A 17,140-nucleotide genomic window follows, 5' to 3' on the forward strand; every position below is an offset into this window, starting at 1 on the left:
CGAAGTTAAGTGCGTTTTCCAGGCTGGTGGCATCACCTGCTGACTCGGAAAACGCGTTAAAGTAAAGGCCTTGCGGAGCCGAGCCGATGCAATCGGATCGGAATCTGCTCCAGGCGCGAGACTTCCACCGGAGACCCCTTCCCCATGACGACCTCCCGCCGCGATTTCCTCGTCGCCGGCTCCTCCGCCCTTGCCCTTACCGCCCTGCCCGCCCGTGCGCTTGCGGCCACCGACACGCCCGACGCGCGCGCCGAAGCAATGCTGTCCGACATGGCCGAAGCGATGCTGGTCGACGCCCCCGAAAGCGCAAGCGGCCTTGGCATCGATACCGGCGCGCGCGCCGCGCTCAAGAGCCGCCTCGGCGACAAGAGCCCCGCCGGGCAGGCGCAGATCGCCGCCCATGTACGGACACGCCTCGCAAAACTCCGCGCCATCGACCTGAAACCGCTCTCCCCCGCCGCCCGCACCGATGTCGAGGTGGTGCTGGCCAGCCATGAACTGGCGGCGGACGGCTTCGCGTTTCCGTTCGGCGACATGGCGATGATGAACAGCAACTGGTCCTATCGCAATTCGCCCTACGCCGTCGCGCAGAATACCGGCAGCTTCGTCGAGACCCCCGACTTTCTAGACTCCAACCACCCGATCGCCAGCACGGCGGACGCCGACGCCTATCTCGCCCGCCTCACCACCTATGCCGCGAACCTCAACGGCGAGACGGAACGGTTGAAGCATGATGCCGGGATCGGCGTCGTCGCCCCCGCCTTCCTGCTCGACAAGACGCTCCGGCAGATGTCGAGCGTGCAGGGTCAGCCACTCGACCAGTGGGTGCCGGTCGCCTCGATCGCCCGTCGCACGAAGGACATGGCCGGCGATTATGCCGCGAAGGCACAGGCGATCGTGAAGGACAAGGTCGCGCCCGCCCTCGCCCGTCAGGTCGCCGAACTCCAGCGCCAGCGCGCCACCGCGACCATGGACGCAGGGGTATGGAAGCTGCCGCAGGGCGAAGCCTATTATGCCTGGGCGCTGCGGGCCGGCACCACCACCACCCGTACGCCGGAAGAGGTCCACAAGCTCGGCCTGGAGCAGCTTGCCGCACTGCAATCGGAAATGGATCGGTTGCTGAAAAGCCTCGGAATGACCAAGGGCACCGTCGGCGAGCGCATGACCGCCATGGGCAAAGACCCGCGCTACCTCTTCCCCAATGACGATAATGGCCGCCAGCAGATCCTGTCCTTCATCGACGGCCGCCTCGCCGACATCCGCACCCGCCTGCCCCGCGCCTTCGCGACGCTGGTTCCTGCCAAGCTGATCGTGAAGCGCGTCCCGGTAGAGATCGAGGCGGGCGCACCGGGCGCCTATGCCGGCGCAGGCTCGATCGACGGATCGGTCCCCGGCAACTATTATATCAACCTGCGCGACACCAGCATCTGGCCGCGCTACGCCCTGCCGACCCTTTGCTATCATGAGGGGATTCCGGGCCATATCTGGCAGGGCGAATATACCTACAAGCTGCCGCTGATCCGCTCGCTCCTCGCCTTCAACGCCTATAGCGAAGGCTGGGCACTCTATGCCGAGCAACTGGGCGACGAGCTGGGCGCCTATGACGGCGACGTCGCCGGGCGGCTCGGCTATCTCCAGTCCATCGCCTATCGCTGTTGCCGTCTGGTGGTCGACACCGGCCTCCACGCCAAGCGCTGGACCCGCGATCACGCCATCCACTGGTTCGCCACCACCAACGGCTCCACGGTCGAGGATGTGCAGGGGGAAGTCGACCGTTACTGCGCCTGGCCGGGACAGGCCTGCGGCTACAAGGTCGGCCATGGCGAAATCGTACGCCTGCGTGGGATGGCCCAAAAGGCGCTGGGCGACAGGTTCGACTTCCGCCTGTTCAACGACGCCGTGGTCAAGGGCGGCGGCGTGCCGATGACCGTGCTGGCGAAAAATGTCGACGCCTGGGTCGCGGAGCGGCGGGGGGCGTAAAACCAACATCCGTTCGCTTCGAGCGAAGTCGAGAAGCGGTTAGCCGTTTAGAGCATCGTGCGCAAAAGTGGAAACCGGTTTTGCGCTTAAAACGATGCGAAAACAAAAGACTAGAGCGCGCGACCTGCGTCTGATTTAACGCAGCGCGCTCTAGGCGCTGAACTTGGCTCTGCCTCGTTTCTCGGCACGCTCGAATCGAACGGAGATATGAAAAAAGGGCCGGAGGATCGCTCCCCCGGCCCTTCGCTATTCTCTCTGAGTCAGCCCTCAGCCGACGAAAGCGCGCTCGATCACGAACTGGCCCGGCGCGGCGTTGGAGCCTTCGGTGAAGCCCTGTTCCTCGAAATAGGCGCCGAACTGCTTGATCATCTCCATGCTGCCGCACATCATGATCCGGTCGGTCTCGGGATCGAACTTCGCCGGACCCGGAATGCCCTCGAACAGCGCACCGCTCTCGACCAGCTTGTCGATCCGCGCGGTATGGCCGTCGAACGGCTCGCGGGTCACGGTCGGGACATAATGGAACTGGCTGGGCGCCTGTTCCGACACCAAAGGGTCTTCCGACCATTTGCCTTCCATCTCGTCGCGGAAGGCCAGATCGCTGACCCGGCGCACCGAATGGACGACGACGACCTGCTCGTAAAATTCATAGACGTCCGGGTCGCGCGGCAGGCTGAGGAACGGCGCGAGGCCCGTGCCGGTCGAGAGCATGAACAGCCGCTTGCCCGGCAGCAGCGCGTCGGTGACGAGCGTGCCGGTCGGCTTGCGGCCGAGATAGATCTGGTCGCCCGGCTCGATCTTCTGGAGCTTGCTGGTCAGTGGGCCGTCCTGCACCTTGATCGACAGGAACTCGATTTCCTCGTCCCAGGCCGGGCTGGCGATCGAATAGGCGCGCAGCAGCGGCTTGCCATTGTCGCCCTTCAGGCCGATCATGATGAACTCGCCCGACCGGAAGCGGAAGCTGGCCGGCCGCGTGATGCGGAAGCTGAACAGATGCTCGTTCCAGTGCTTCACCGACAGCACGGTTTCCACGGAAAGCGCGCCGGTGGGTTCCAGAACCGGCTTTTCGATCGTCACATCGGTCAACAGTCTATCCTTGCATATCGTCGGCACCGCGCATGCGCGATGCTTGTTGCGGATCGTTCGCAATAAATGATAAATCCGCGAATGGCCCTTTCGCACCGCGATGACAAGGCCAAAAAAACTTGCAGCGGGCAAAGGGCACCCTTCATGGCGCCCTGCACCGCGATCTCAGCCGAACAGACCCTTGGCGATCCCGCCCAACTCGTTCAGCGGATTGCCGTCGCCATCCTTGTCGAAAAAGCCGCCTAGCTTGCCCAGGATCGCTTCCGGTCCGCCGAACGCGCCCAGCAGTTCCTGCAACTTGTCGGCCGACACGCCATGTTCGGCCGCGGTCTCCGCCAGCGCCGACACGCTGGTTTCGCCCGAACCGATCTTGGCACTGATCTCGCTCATCAGCCCCTGCATCTGTTCCGGCGACAGCCCGATCTGCGCCGCGATCGCTTCCAGTCCACCGAATTTGCCGATCAGATCTTCGAACATGCCCAAAACTCCGCAAAAGATTGGCAGCCATCATAGCACCGCGGACGCACGCCCAAAAGCAAAAGAGCCGGAGGATCGCTCCCCCGGCTCTCTTATACCGTTCGATGTTACGGATCAGGCCGCAGTCAGGGCCGCGCCGCGCACGCCGTCGTCGACATGGTCCACGAACTGGGCGAAATTGTCCACGAACGCCTTGACCAGGGTCGCGGCGGTTTCGTCATAGGCGTCCTTGTCGGCCCACATGGCGCGCGGATCGAGGATCGTCGTGTCGACGCCATTCACCGCCACCGGCACCTGGAAACCGAAGTTCGGATCGGTGCGGAACTCCGCCTCGTTCAGGCTGCCGTCGAGCGCTGCGTTGAGCAGCGCGCGCGTCACCTTGATCGGCATGCGCTTGATCCCCGGCATGGTCGCCTTGCCGCCCGCCCAGCCGGTGTTGACCAGCCAGCAGGTGACGCCGCCCTTGTTGATCCGCTCCTTGAGCAGATTGCCATAGACCGACGGATGGCGCGGCATGAAGGGCGCGCCGAAGCAGGTCGAGAAGGTGGCGGTCGGCTCGGTCACGCCGATCTCGGTCCCCGCGACGCGCGCGGTATAGCCCGACAGGAAGTGATACATGGCCTGTTCCGGGGTCAGCCGCGCGATCGGCGGGAGAACGCCATAAGCGTCGGCGGTCAGGAAGATGATGTTCTTCGGGACCGGTCCCAGATTCTTTTCCGACGTGTTCGGGATGAAGTCGATCGGGTAGGAACCGCGGCTATTCTCGGCCAGGCTGTTGTCGTCGAGGTCGATCGTGCGGGTTTCCTCGTCGATCACGACATTTTCCAGCACCGTGCCGAAGCGCTTGGTGGTGGCGAAGATCTCCGGTTCGGCCTCGGCCGACAGGTTGATCATCTTGGCGTAGCAGCCGCCCTCGAAATTGAAGACGGCGGTGTCCGACCAGCCATGCTCGTCGTCGCCGATCAGGGTGCGGCTGGCGTCGGCCGACAGGGTGGTCTTGCCCGTGCCGCTGAGGCCGAAGAAGACGGCGGTGTCGCCGTTCGCGCCGATATTGGCCGAACAGTGCATCGGCATCACGCCTTTGGTCGGCAGCAGATAGTTGAGGATGCCGAACACCGACTTCTTCATCTCGCCGGCATAGGAAGTACCGCCGATCAGGATCAGCTTCGCCGTGAAGTTGACCGCGATCACGGTTTCGCTGCGCGTGCCATGCCGGGCCGGATCGGCCTGGAAGGTCGGCAGGTCGATGATGGTATATTCGGGCGTGAAGCCCGCCAGCTCATCGGCGGTGGGACGCACCAGCAGGGTGCGGATGAACAGATTGTGCCAGGCGCGTTCGTTGATGACGCGCACCTTGACGCGATGTTCGGGCTGCGAGCCACCGAACAGGTCGGCGACATAGAGCGTGTCCTTTTCGCCCAGCGCCTTGAAGAAATCCTCCTTCAGCGCGGCGAAATGCGCCGGCGTCATCGGGACGTTGGTCTTGCCCCACCACACGGTGTCCTGGGTCTCGGCGTCCTGAACGATGAACTTGTCGCTTGCCGAACGGCCGGTATGCTTGCCGGTCTTGACGACCAGCGGGCCGTCCTTGGACAGGATGCCTTCGCCATTGCGGATGGCCGCCTCGACCAGCGGCGCCGTGCCGAGGTTCCAATGCTGGTCGGCACGCGTGGAAATGCCCTGGTCAGCCAGGGTGATTGCGGATTTGGCCTGCACGCCTTTACTCCTGATATAACGATGTCGGATCGCCGGTTTTTGCCTGACGACCGATCCGCCCCTCATGCGCCGCGTCTTTCGCGCAGCGGCATCGCAACAGATGATGCGGGCATAAGGCTTTGCGGAACGGCCGTCAAATCGGGGAAACCAGCCATTCGTCCCGAATATCCACAGCTATGCCGCAGAGCATGCCGCCACCGCTTCCTTGCGGCGGGGCCAACCATCGTCTAACGCTCGGAACCATCAACTTTCTGCTCATTCCGGGTAACTGCATGACCGCAACCATCGCCCTTGTGGATGATGACAAGAATATCCTCACTTCCGTGTCGATCGCGCTCCAGGCCGAAGGCTTCATGACGCGCATCTATTCCGACCCGGAAGGCGCGCTGAAGGCCCTGCTCGACAATCCCGCCGACCTTGCCGTCTTCGACATCAAGATGCCGCGCATGGACGGGCTGGAACTGCTGCGCCGCCTGCGCGAAAAGAGCCAGATGCCCGTCATCTTCCTGACGTCCAAGGCGGACGAGCTGGACGAGGCGCTGGGCCTTGCCATGGGCGCGGACGATTATATCTCCAAGCCCTTCTCGCAGCGATTGTTGATCGCGCGCATCCGCGCGATCCTGCGCCGGGCGGAGGTGAGCAAGTCGACCGACGAACCCGACGAGCCGGCAGCCGATCCCATCATGCGCGGCCGGCTGGAAATGGATCCGGCCCGGCACCGGGTAAAGTGGGCCGGCAAGGACGTCACCCTGACCGTCACCGAATTCCTGATCCTGGAAACGCTTGCCGCACGCCCCGGCGTGGTCAAGAACCGCAACCAGCTGATGGACGCCGCCTATCAGGATGACGTCTATGTCGACGACCGCACCATCGACAGCCATATCAAGCGGCTGCGCCGCAAGTTCCGCGAGGTGGACTCCGATTTCAACGCAATCGACACGCTCTATGGCGCCGGATACCGATTCACGGAAGAATGACGGCGCGCCGCTCGCGGTGCGCTGGTCGGGGCGGCTGAGCCTCACCCCGCGCATCCTGGCGGTGAACGTGTTCGCGCTCGCCTTGCTGGCGGGCGGCTTCTTCTATCTCGACTCCTATCGTACGCGCATAATCGACGATCGGCTGGAACAGTCGGCGCGCGAACTGAAGCTGCTCGCCATCGGCCTCGAAAATGCGCCGGAGGATCGACAGAATCAGCTGATCGCCGCCTATTCGCGCCAGACCGGCGACCGTGTCCGCCGCTATGGCGCCGACGGCCGGTTGATCGCCGACAGCTTCACCATGGACGCGCCGCGCTATCGGCTGCGCCTGCCGTCGGAGGAGGAATGGCAGCGTCATGTCGCCCGCTTCCTCGACAAGGTCGTCGATCGCGTCGTGTCCGCCGACCGCCCGCCCGATTTCGAGGAACCGGCCCGCGACAGCGCCGCCGCCTGGCCCGAAGTCATGATGACGCGCAAGACCGGGCGGCCCGAAGCGATGAACCGCTATGCGCCCGACCGCACCTTCATGATCTCCGCCGCCGTTGCGGTGCGGGACGGAACCAGCCTGCTCGCCACGGAAAATGCGCGCGACATCACCCGCACCGTCCGCGCCGAACGCCTGCGCCTCGGCATGGTGCTGGCCGTCGCGGTTCTCGCCTCGGTACTGCTCTCGCTCTTCCTCGCCCGCACCATCGTCCAGCCGCTCCAGCGCCTCGCCCGCGCCGCCGTCCGGGTGCGCCTTGGCCGCGCGCGCGAAGTCACCGTGCCGCGCCTGCCCGAACGACGCGACGAGATCGGCATGCTCGCCCGCGCCCTGTCCGACATGAGCCATGCGCTGCGCCAGAGGATCGACGCGACCGACGCCTTCGCCGCCGACGTCAGCCATGAACTCAAGAACCCGATCGCCTCCCTGCGCTCCGCCCTCGACGCGCTGGACCGGGTCGACCGGCCCGACCTGCGCACGCAGCTCATGGACATCGCGCAGGACGATGTCCGCCGCCTCGACCGGCTCGTCACCGACATTGCCGAAGCCTCGCGCGTCGACGCCGAACTGTCACGCACCCGCTTCGAGCCGATCGACCTGGGCCTGCTGATCGAGAAGATGGTGCTCGCCCGCGAGGCCCGCGGCGTGCCGCGCGGCGTCCGCCTCGCCTTCGCCCGCCCGCGCAAGGATGTCGCGGTGGTGCTGGGCGAAGAGGCGCGCCTGATCCGCGTGCTCGACAATCTCATCGACAACGCCGTCTCCTTCTCGCCCGAAGGCGGGCTGGTGCGGATCGTCGCCACCGTCGCCGACGATCAGGTACTGGTCAGTGTCGAGGATGAAGGCCCCGGTGTTCCCGTGTCCGAACGCGAACATGTCTTCCGCCGCTTCCACAGCGTCCGGCCCGAAGGCGAGGCATTCGGCAAGCATTCGGGCCTCGGCCTCGCCATCGCCCGCTCCATCGTGGAGGGGCATCAGGGCCGCATCAGCATCGGCGACCGGGAAGATGCGCTGAGCGGCGCCAGCTTCGTCGTTCGCCTGCCCATGGCCGTGGCGCGCGATCCCGGCATTGTATCGGAATAAGACTCAAGTTCGGGTCAGCAGCATTTGCATCGCTCCCAACAGCGGCTAGAAGGATGCAGGGGATATGGCACGCGCACTTTCATCCGAAACGCTTCATGCGACCAGCGTTGCCATCGGCGGCCGCGCCGTCCTGCTCGCCGGGCCTAGCGGCATCGGCAAGTCCGACCTCGCGCTGCGCCTGATCGACCGGGGCGCCGTCCTCGTCAGCGACGATTATACGCTGGTGAAGCGCTTGGACGGCACGCTGGTCGCGACAGCGCCCGACACTATCGCCGGGAAGATCGAAGTGCGCGGCCTGGGCATTGTCGAGATGCCGCATCAGGACGCGCCCGTCGCCCTGCTGGCCGATCTGTTCGACAAGGTCGACCGCATGCCGCTCGATCCGCTATTCCGCGCCGTCGCCGGCCTTCAGGTGCCGGTGATCAAGATCGCACCGTTCGAGATTTCGGCCGCGATCAAGGTGGAACTGGCGCTAAGGACGCTGGCGCCGCTATGACCGCCGACCGTCCCAAGACGATCCTGCTCGTGTCCGGCCTCTCCGGTGCGGGCAAGACCACCGCGCTCAAGACGCTGGAGGATATGGGCTGGGAGGTGGTCGACAACCTGCCGCTCGTCCTGCTCGACCGGCTGCTCGACACCCCGCTCCCCGCCGGCCATGCCGATGGCGACGACCGGCCGCTGGCGCTGGGCATCGACGCACGCACGCGCGGTTTCGACGCCAACGCCATCGTCCAGCGGATCAAGGCGCTGCGCGAACGTCATGGCCATGATGTCGAGACTTTGTTTCTCGACTGCTCCGGCACCGAACTGGAACGCCGCTTCGCCGAGACGCGCCGCCGCCATCCATTGGCGCTCGACCGCCCCGCCGCCGACGGCATCGCCCGCGAACGCGAACTGACCGAACCGCTGCGCCGCTGGTCCGCACAGGTCATCGACACCACCAGCTTCACCAGCAACGCCCTGCAACAGGAAATCCGCAACCGCTTCTCGCGCGAGGGCCTGTCGGAACCGGTGCTGACCATCCTGTCCTTCGGCTTTTCGCGCGGCGTTCCCCGCAACGCCGACCTGATGTTCGACATGCGCTACCTGCGCAATCCGCATTGGGACGAGGCTTTGCGGCCCAAGACCGGCCTCGATCCGGACGTCGCCGCCTATGTGATGGACGATCCGTCCTATGAGGATACGGTCGGCAGGATCGAGGATCTGCTCGTCACCCTCCTGCCCCGCTACGCCGAGGGTGGAAAGACTTATATAACCGTGGCATTCGGCTGCACCGGCGGGCGGCATCGTTCCGTCCACATCGCCGAACGGGTCGCGAAGCACTTGCAAGCTACGGGCTTTTCGCCCACGGTCTTGCACCGCAATATTGAATCGGCGCCCCAGGACAGTCTGGAGAAGCGCCGACCGGGAGGCCCGAAAGCATAATCATGACAAAGGTGGGCCGCGAAAGCAGATGATCGGACTCGTACTCGTCACCCATGGGTCGCTTGCGACGGAATTCGTCGTGGCGATGGAACATGTCGTGGGGCCGCAACAGCAGATCGCGACGATCTGCATCGGCCCGGAGGATGACATGGAATTGCGCCGCGCGGACATCGCCGCGGCGGTCGCCCGCGTCAACGACGGCAGCGGCGTCATCCTGCTGACCGACCTGTTCGGCGGAACCCCCTCCAACCTTGCCATCTCGCTGCTCAAGGCCGGCGAGATCGAGGTGATCGCCGGCATCAACCTGCCCATGCTCATCCGCCTGGAAAGCGCGCGCAAGGTGATGGACGTCCGCGCCGCGGTTGCCGCCGCGCGCGAAGCCGGGCAGAAATATATCAGCGTAGCGTCGGAACTGTTGGGCAGCACCACATGAATGAAATCAGCCAGGAAGTCCTGATCAGCAACAAGCGCGGCCTCCACGCGCGCGCCAGTGCGAAGTTCGTGACCCTGGCCAGCGGCCTTCCCGCCGACATCATCGTCAGCAAGGACGGCAATCATGTCACCGGTACCTCCATCATGGGCCTGATGATGCTCGGCGCCGCCATGGGTGACAGCATCATAATCAAGGCCACCGGCCCGCAAGCCGCCGACTCGCTCGATAAGCTCGTCACCCTGGTCGAGGACAAGTTCGGCGAGGAATGAGGCGACTCTGACCTGATGCAATGACTTGTCAGCCCGGCGAAGAGCAGGCACACCCTCGCCACGACCATCATGACAAGAGGATTGCCCGATGCGCCTTCCCCTCCTGCTTGCCGCCGCCGCTCTACTGCCGCTCGGCGCCGCTGTCGCCCAACATGCCGGCCATCATCAGGCGGGTGATCCGATCGCAGCGGCGATCGCAGCGCCCAGTCGCACACCGACCAATACCGTCCGCGACAAATATCGCCACCCGGCCGAAACGCTGGCGTTTTTCGGCGTGAAGCCCGGCCAGACGGTGGTCGAATATAGCCCGAGTGGCGGCTGGTACACGGAAATCCTGGCGCCGCTGCTGAGCGGCAAGGGCACATTCTATGCCCTGCAACCGACCGGCCGATATCTGGACGGATACAAGAATTTCCTCGCCGCCAAGCCCGACGTCTACGGCAAGGTGAAGTTGGTCGCCTATCCGGAGCAGATGGCCAGCATCCCGGCGAACAGCGTCGACACGGTGCTGACCTTCCGCAACGTCCATAATATGGTGATGAACGGCAGCGAGGCAGCCACCTTTAAGGCCTTCTTCGACATGCTGAAGCCCGGCGGCACGCTGGGGATCGTCGACCATCGCCTGCCCGAGGACCGCGACACCGCGCTGGAAAAGAGTAGCGGCTATCTGAAGGTGTCCACCATTCGCCGGATCGCGGAAGCCGCCGGCTTCGAATATGTCGGCGCGTCCGAAGTGAACGCCAACCCGAAGGACACGGCCGACTGGCCCAAGGGCGTCTGGACCCTGCCGCCGACGCTGAGCCAGAAGGATGTAGACAAGGACAAATATCTGGCCATCGGCGAAAGCGACCGGATGACCCTGAAATTCCACAAGCCAGCAGCGTAAGAGTCGCCTAAATGCGCTGAAGCGGGCATTTCGACGTTGCACCCGTTCACCTCTCCGGCCACTCACAGGATATTGCCGCCCCTCGACCGGGTCAGGAAGCGCGTGAGGCTCATTTTGCTGGACGACCGGCGTCGACAGATACCGAATGGTGCGTTTGCGAACAGACTCCAGACCGTCGCTATGCCTTGCACGCTGATTGAACGGGGCTAAGGCGGGGAGCGTGACTGCCGCTGCCCGCCCCCACCGTCCGCTTTTCGCCATCGCGCTACGCCTGACCGCCGTCATCTGCCTGTCGGTGATGTTCATCACGGTTCGGCTGGCGAGCGAGCATGGCGTGCATGTGGTCGAATCGCTCTTCTATCGGCAGGCGTTGGCTCTGCCGGTGGTTCTGGCATGGGTGGCGATGGCGGGCGGAATACAGACCATCCGCACCCGTCGGATCGGCATACATGCCAGTCGCATGACCCTGGGCCTGACCGGCATGTTGCTCAATTTCCTGTCCTATATCCTGTTGCCGCCGGCGGAGGCAGCGACGATCGGCTTCACCATGCCGATATTCGGCACGATCCTGTCGGCGCTGATCCTGCGCGAGGTGACGGGCGTGCATCGCTGGGCTGCGGTACTCATCGGCTTTGTCGGCGTGCTGGTGATGATCCGCCCCGATGGCGGCCATTTCCCGGCGCAGGGAGTCGCGGTCGCCATTGCCGCCGCACTCGCCACCGCCAGCGTCAGTCTGGTACTGCGGGAACTGGGCCGCACCGAAGCGGCAGGCGTGGTAGTGTTCTGGTTCACCGCTCTTTCGATGATCCCGCTTGGCATCGCGCTGCCCTTCTTCGCGCAGACGCATGATGCGACAACCTGGGGGCTGCTGCTGATGATCGGCCTGTTCGGCGGCATCGCACAACTGTGCCTGACCGCCGCTCTACGCTGGGGGCCTGTATCGGTGGTGTTGCCGATGGATTATAGTGCGATCATCTGGACCACCCTGCTGGGCGTGGCGATCGGCGAGGACTGGCCGATGGCGACGACATGGATCGGCGCGACCCTCATCATCGCCAGCGGTCTCTATATCGCCTGGCGCGAACATGTCCGCGCCAGAAAGCCGGTCGTCACCCTAGAAGTTCCGCCTCAAGACTGATTTCCGCCTTCAGCAGCTTGGAAATCGGGCAGTTGGCCTTCGCCTTGCCGGCCAGTTCCTGGAAGGTCGCATCGTCGGCACCGGGAATCGTCGCCTTCAGCGTCAGCTTGCTGGCCGTCACGGCAAAACCGCCATCCTGCTGTTCCAGCGTGACGACCGCGTTCGTTTCCATCTTTTCCGCCGTCAGCCCGGCCTCACCAAGGATCAGCGAGAGCGCCATGGTGAAGCAGGAGGCGTGGGCGGCGGCGATCAGTTCCTCTGGATTGCTGCCCGGCTGGCCTTCGAAGCGGGTCGCAAAACCATAGGGATAGGCGCTGAGCGCGCCACTCTGGGTCGATATTGCACCCTTTCCGTCCTTGAGGCCGCCCGTCCAGACTGCCGAACCGCTGCGATTGATCTTCATGCCAATGCTCCTTGTGATGAGCCGGAGGAACCCCAGCGGTCCCCCATGGTTGCGATAGAATAGAAGAATTCATGCAGGAGAGTGACAATGACTGACCTGACGATGGAAAATCGTGGCGACCTGATCGCATCCGACCGGGTCGAAGGCACCGCCGTCTACAACCGCCAGGGCGAACGTCTGGGCAAGATATCCAACTTCATGGTGGAAAAGCGCAGCGGCCAGGTGCGCTATGCGGTACTGTCCTTCGGCGGCTTCCTGGGCATGGGGAACGACCATTATCCCCTGCCCTGGTCGATGCTGACCTATGACGTCGACAAGGGTGGCTACGCAGTCGATCTGGACAAGCAACTGCTAGACAATGCGCCGCGCTACATGGGGGACGATCGCCCCGACTATGACGATGGCTATGGTCGGAATGTCTATCAATATTACGGGCTTATCTATCCGTGGTAATCGGCACCATGATGTTTCGCCAGGGGCGTCCGGCAGTAGCCGGACGCCCTTTTCCATATCCCGCCTCCCATGCCGCACCGGCTGCCCAATTTCCGACACATTTTGTCGCTTGCCAATTGTCTACTCTATAAATAGAGTTAAGTATCTTCTCCGAGAGAGGATAAGGAGATTTCACCATGAACCGATTCGGAAGTGCGAGCAGGACGAGACAACCCGTCGTTCTGACGGTTCCTGGCCTCAACAATAGCGGGCCGAGCCACTGGCAGACCCGTTGGGAACAGAGCCGTGGCGATTGCCAGCGGGTGGAACTGGGCCGCTGGTCCAGCCCCAATCGCAACGCCTGGGTGACGCGATTGGACGCAGCGATCCGTGAAATTGACGGGCCGGTCATCCTCGCCGCGCACAGCCTGGGCTGCATCACCGTCGCCTGGTGGGGCGCTTTGCAGAGCCAAGCCTATGGCTGGCCGGTGATCGGGGCCCTGCTGGTGGCCCCGCCCGACTGCGACCGGGTGGAAACGCCCGACACGATCGGCAATTTCGGACCGGTGCCGCGGTCTCAACTGCCCTTCCCGTCCATCCTCGTGGCGAGCCGGGACGATCCCTATATCTTCTTCGAGCGCGCCCACAGCATGGGCAAATATTGGGGGAGCCAGTTCATCGACGCCGGTCATTGCGGCCATATCAATGCGGAATCGAACCTGGGCGACTGGCAGTTCGGGCAGGAGTTGCTCGATCGACTGGCTGACGGGGTTCCTGCCGGCGGGTTGGGCCTCGACGCCGCCGTATCGACCATTGGACGGGCGACGCACCGCCCTTTGGTGACTGACCAGCACGCCTCGCGCTGAACAATCCGGGTGGGACAAGACAAACTTGACCGCCCCTAATTTTTCATTTTTTGTCTACTTTTGAAGTTGAGATATTAAGGCGGTAAGAGGTGCTCATGACCGATCAAAGACCGATAGATTTTCGCAACGGACGCAGTGACGTGCAGCGCGTCGACATCATCGCCAGCATCGAGAAGGTGCGCGACGTGTTGCAGGATCTGCGCTTCGGATCGATCACATTGACCGTGCATGATGCGCGCGTGGTGCAGATCGACGTAACCGAGAAGACCCGCCTGACGTCCTGACCGGGGCAGAGGGGGCAAGACATACCGGGTTGCGCCATTGCAGCCCATGCGGCCTGGGGGTGAGCCGCACCGAAAGATCGTCATTCCCATCCCGTCGGCTTTGACCGGACCACCGGAAACGCCGCGATCATCAATCACCGGACAGCCGGATATAAGGGGAATATCATGATTGCGCGTTTTCTGTTGCTCGCCAGCGTGGCGGGCGCTTCCATTGCCGTGCCCAGCGTACATGCGCAGGAGGGCGCTCCTGAACCCGCCACCACGGAGGGAGCCGACCAGACCAATATTCGCGGCGAGGTGATCGTCGTTACCGCCCGCCGTCGCCAGGAAACCGCGCAGGAAGTGCCGCTGGCCATCTCGGTCGTCAAAGGCGACAGCATCGAGGCCACCGGCAATTTCAACATCGTGAAGCTCCAGCAGCTTGCGCCTACGCTTCAGGTTTATACGACCAATCCGCGCAACACCTCCGTCAACATTCGCGGTCTCGGCGTGCCGTTCGGCCTGACCAGCGATGGCTTCGAACAGGGTGTCGGCATCTATGTCGACGACGTCTATAACAGCCGCGTTGCCGCCGCGACGTTCGACTTCCTGGACGTCAATCAGGTCGAAGTGCTGCGCGGCCCGCAGGGTACGCTTTACGGCAAGAACACCACCGCCGGCGCTATCAACATCACGACCAACCAGCCGACCTTCGATTTCGAGGGCCGCGCCGAGCTGACCGTCGGCAATCTCAACTACAAGCAGGCCAAGGCCGCCATTTCCGGCCCGCTGTCCGACACGATCGCCGCCCGCATCGCCGTCGCCGCGACCAGCCGCCGGGGCACGCTCTACAATGTGACGAGCGAACGCTGGATCAACGAACAGGACAATCTGGGCATTCGCGGCCAGCTGCTGTTCAAGCCGAACGACGATTTCAGCATCACCCTGTCGGGCGACTATAGCAAGCAGGATCCGGAATGCTGCGGCACCACCTTCGTGCGCGTGGGTCGGACCCAGCGTGCTCTTACCCGTCAATATGACGCACTGGTCGCCGCGATCAACGCCGCCAATCCCGGCCGCAACTATGCGGTACCCAGCCGCAACCCCTATGATCGCCTGACCGATCTCGACAGCAACCTGAACGCGGGCAACAAGATCGGCGGCGTTTCGGCCAAGGCGGTCTGGAACGTCGGCCCCGGCACCCTGACATCGGTCACGGCCTGGCGCTTCTGGGACTGGAAGCCGGAGAATGACCGCGATTTCACCGGCCTGTCGATCGTTTCCAAGTCGCAGAACCCGTCGCAGCAGGATCAGTATAGTCAGGAATTCCGCTATAATTACGAAAGCCAGAAGATCGATTTCGTTCTGGGCCTGTTCGGCTTCAAGCAGCGGATCGATACCCAGGGCACCGAGCAGCAGGGCGCGGACGCCAGCCGCTGGAGCCTGACCGGTACGCAGGCGAGCAACCCCGCCATCCTCCAAGGACTGACCGCCAGCAACACGCAATGGCTGAAAGCCGACAGCGCGGCCCTGTTCGGTCAGGTCAGCTGGAAGGTGACGGACGCGCTGACCATCCAGCCGGGTGCGCGACTGAACTATGACAAGAAGTCGGGCTTCTACCAGCGCGTCGTGACCAACGGTCAGGGCCAGGTCATCAGTTGCACGCCGACCCCGGCCGCCGGATCGGATCTGGCCGCGCAGTGCGGCGTCTATCAGCCGCAGATCAGCGCGCCGTCGGACAGCGCCTGGAACTTCACCTACGACTTCAACGTCAATTACAAGATCGCGCAGGACGTGCTGGCCTATGCGACCTATGCCAAGAGCTTCAAGACGCTGGGCATCAACCAGAATGGCCTGCCGCTCAATGCCGACAATACGGTCAATTACGACGCCGGTACAGTGAAGCCGGAATCGGTCAACCATTATGAAATCGGCCTGAAGACGCAGTTCTGGGATCGCCGTGCGACCTTCAACCTCACGGCCTTCCGCACCGATATCAAGAATTTCCAGGCGACCGTGAACGGCGGCCAGTTCGGCACAGTGCGCGGCTACCTCGCCAATGCGGAAAAGGTGCGGTCGCAAGGCATCGAGGCGGACTTCAAGGTCGTCGCCAGCGACCGCTTCACCGCCTATGCCAATGGCGCCTATACCGACGCCCAGTACAAGAAGTTCACCAACGCCCCCTGCCCGCCAGAACTGTCGGGCGGCACGTTGCAGGCGGCGAACGCGACGCCCGATTATTCGCAAGCCGGCGTGCCCGGCGCGCTCAGCCCGCGTCAGTGCGACATTTCGGGCCAGGATCTGCCGGGCGTGTCGAAATGGGCCTTCTCCTATGGCGCGGAGTACAACATTCCGGTCACGCTGCTGGCGAAGGAAGGGCAACTCTATCTGGGCGTCGACGGCAATTATCGTTCGCACTGGAACAGCAATGCCTCGCCTTCGATCTATACTGAAGTGAAGGGCTATGCGCTGACCAACTTCCGCGCCGGTTTCCGTGGCGAAGGGTTCGACATCTTCGGCTGGGTCCGCAACGCCTTCGACGTGAATTATATCGAGAATCTCCAGGTCGCTCCGGGCAATACCGGCCTGATCGCCGGCCAGGTCGGCGATCCGCAGACCTGGGGCGGCACGATCAAATTCTCCTTCTGACGGCTCACCCCCGGAGGAGCGGCTCATCCATGCCGCTCCTCCACCCTTCCGGCATTTGCGCCCCGCCTGCCGCTGGGGTAGAGCGCCCTCATGTCCACGACCTTCACCATCGACACCGCGACCAGCCGCGCCAATCCCACGCCCGCACCGATGAAGCGCCTGACCGTGCCGGCGATCCAGCGCCGCAAGTTCGAAGGGCAGACGGCAGAACCGCTGGTGATGCTGACCGCCTATACGGCGCGACAGGCACAGTTGCTCGACCCGCATTGCGACATGCTGCTGGTAGGCGATTCGCTGGGTCAGGTGATTTACGGCCTACCCTCCACCCTGCCCGTCACGCTCGACATGATGATCGCCCATGGCGCAGCCGTGGTGCGCGGCAGCTACCACAGCCTCGTGATCGTCGACATGCCCTTCGGCAGTTATGAAGGATCGCCGCAGCAGGCCTTTGCCAGCGCCAGTCGGGTCATGGCCGAAACCGGCGCGGCGGGCGTGAAGCTGGAAGGCGGCGAGGCGATGGCGGAGACGATCCGTTTCCTGAGCCAGCGCGGCATTCCGGTCATGGCGCATATCGGC

At 63.7% G+C, this 17,140-nt stretch carries 18 protein-coding genes; 14 read left to right on the plus strand and 4 right to left on the minus strand.

Annotated elements, in window-relative coordinates; translation table 11 throughout:
• Nucleotides 1-144 precede the first annotated feature (144 nt).
• Nucleotides 145-1,980, plus strand: a complete 1,836-nt coding sequence (locus VMR39_RS23700) for a DUF885 domain-containing protein (RefSeq protein WP_325419819.1) — start codon at nucleotides 145-147, stop codon at nucleotides 1,978-1,980.
• 267 nt (nucleotides 1,981-2,247) lie between these two features.
• Here VMR39_RS23700 and VMR39_RS23705 read toward each other — a convergent pair whose 3' ends face one another.
• The 3 genes from VMR39_RS23705 to VMR39_RS23715 all read right to left on the minus strand — a co-directional run bounded on the left by VMR39_RS23705 (nucleotide 2,248) and on the right by VMR39_RS23715 (nucleotide 5,259).
• Nucleotides 2,248-3,066 (minus strand): ferredoxin--NADP reductase, encoded by an 819-nt coding sequence (locus VMR39_RS23705; protein ID WP_325419821.1) that lies wholly within the window; start codon nucleotides 3,064-3,066, stop codon nucleotides 2,248-2,250.
• Nucleotides 3,067-3,231: 165 nt separating this feature from the next.
• Entirely contained in the window at nucleotides 3,232-3,543 is a 312-nt protein-coding gene (locus VMR39_RS23710; protein ID WP_325419823.1) for a hypothetical protein, read from the minus strand.
• Nucleotides 3,544-3,657: 114 nt separating this feature from the next.
• A complete protein-coding gene (locus VMR39_RS23715; protein ID WP_325419825.1) occupies nucleotides 3,658-5,259 on the minus strand; it encodes a phosphoenolpyruvate carboxykinase in 1,602 nt (533 codons plus the stop codon).
• 272 nt (nucleotides 5,260-5,531) lie between these two features.
• On the opposite strand from VMR39_RS23715, the gene VMR39_RS23720 reads away from it, so the two are divergent.
• From VMR39_RS23720 to VMR39_RS23755, 8 genes are all read left to right on the plus strand, one after another.
• Nucleotides 5,532-6,236, plus strand: coding sequence for a response regulator transcription factor (locus VMR39_RS23720; protein ID WP_325419827.1), 705 nt, complete (start codon nucleotides 5,532-5,534; stop codon nucleotides 6,234-6,236).
• Complete coding sequence (locus VMR39_RS23725) at nucleotides 6,205-7,800, plus strand: sensor histidine kinase (protein WP_325419829.1); 1,596 nt, start codon at nucleotides 6,205-6,207, stop codon at nucleotides 7,798-7,800. The genes VMR39_RS23720 and VMR39_RS23725 overlap by 32 nt, the downstream gene beginning before the upstream one ends.
• A gap of 64 nt (nucleotides 7,801-7,864) precedes the next feature.
• Nucleotides 7,865-8,296, plus strand: a complete 432-nt coding sequence (locus tag VMR39_RS23730; protein ID WP_325419831.1) for an HPr kinase/phosphatase C-terminal domain-containing protein — start codon at nucleotides 7,865-7,867, stop codon at nucleotides 8,294-8,296.
• Complete coding sequence (gene rapZ, locus VMR39_RS23735; protein WP_325419832.1) at nucleotides 8,293-9,225, plus strand: RNase adapter RapZ; 933 nt, start codon at nucleotides 8,293-8,295, stop codon at nucleotides 9,223-9,225. Before VMR39_RS23730 ends, rapZ begins: the two co-directional genes overlap by 4 nt.
• Nucleotides 9,226-9,253: 28 nt before the next feature.
• Nucleotides 9,254-9,658 (plus strand): PTS sugar transporter subunit IIA, encoded by a 405-nt coding sequence (locus tag VMR39_RS23740; RefSeq protein ID WP_325419834.1) that lies wholly within the window; start codon nucleotides 9,254-9,256, stop codon nucleotides 9,656-9,658.
• The gene (locus tag VMR39_RS23745) at nucleotides 9,655-9,927 is read left to right on the plus strand and encodes an HPr family phosphocarrier protein (protein WP_325419835.1); all 273 of its coding nucleotides are present in this window, start codon (nucleotides 9,655-9,657) and stop codon (nucleotides 9,925-9,927) included. The genes VMR39_RS23740 and VMR39_RS23745 overlap by 4 nt, the downstream gene beginning before the upstream one ends.
• 88 nt (nucleotides 9,928-10,015) lie before the next feature.
• Nucleotides 10,016-10,813 (plus strand): methyltransferase, encoded by a 798-nt coding sequence (locus VMR39_RS23750; protein ID WP_325419837.1) that lies wholly within the window; start codon nucleotides 10,016-10,018, stop codon nucleotides 10,811-10,813.
• Between the two features lie 259 nt (nucleotides 10,814-11,072).
• Nucleotides 11,073-11,951: a DMT family transporter gene (locus VMR39_RS23755; protein WP_325419851.1), complete on the plus strand. Its 879-nt coding sequence runs from the start codon at nucleotides 11,073-11,075 to the stop codon at nucleotides 11,949-11,951.
• Here VMR39_RS23755 and VMR39_RS23760 read toward each other — a convergent pair.
• Entirely contained in the window at nucleotides 11,923-12,354 is a 432-nt protein-coding gene (locus VMR39_RS23760) for an OsmC family protein (protein ID WP_325419839.1), read from the minus strand. The genes VMR39_RS23755 and VMR39_RS23760 overlap by 29 nt on opposite strands.
• 87 nt (nucleotides 12,355-12,441) lie before the next feature.
• Here VMR39_RS23760 and VMR39_RS23765 point away from each other — a divergent pair, with 87 nt between their 5' ends.
• The 5 genes from VMR39_RS23765 to VMR39_RS23785 all read left to right on the plus strand — a co-directional run.
• Nucleotides 12,442-12,807, plus strand: coding sequence for a PRC-barrel domain-containing protein (locus VMR39_RS23765; protein ID WP_325419841.1), 366 nt, complete (start codon nucleotides 12,442-12,444; stop codon nucleotides 12,805-12,807).
• 176 nt (nucleotides 12,808-12,983) lie between these two features.
• A complete protein-coding gene (locus VMR39_RS23770) occupies nucleotides 12,984-13,652 on the plus strand; it encodes an alpha/beta hydrolase (protein ID WP_325419843.1) in 669 nt (222 codons plus the stop codon).
• A gap of 95 nt (nucleotides 13,653-13,747) precedes the next feature.
• Nucleotides 13,748-13,936, plus strand: coding sequence for a YezD family protein (locus VMR39_RS23775; protein ID WP_325419845.1), 189 nt, complete (start codon nucleotides 13,748-13,750; stop codon nucleotides 13,934-13,936).
• Nucleotides 13,937-14,101: 165 nt separating this feature from the next.
• Entirely contained in the window at nucleotides 14,102-16,564 is a 2,463-nt protein-coding gene (locus tag VMR39_RS23780) for a TonB-dependent receptor (RefSeq protein WP_325419847.1), read from the plus strand.
• A gap of 90 nt (nucleotides 16,565-16,654) precedes the next feature.
• The coding region (locus VMR39_RS23785) for a 3-methyl-2-oxobutanoate hydroxymethyltransferase (protein ID WP_325419849.1) at nucleotides 16,655-17,140 on the plus strand (486 nt) is incomplete at its 3' end.

It is taken from the genome of Sphingobium sp. (assembly GCF_035511395.1).
Lineage (GTDB): Bacteria > Pseudomonadota > Alphaproteobacteria > Sphingomonadales > Sphingomonadaceae > Sphingobium.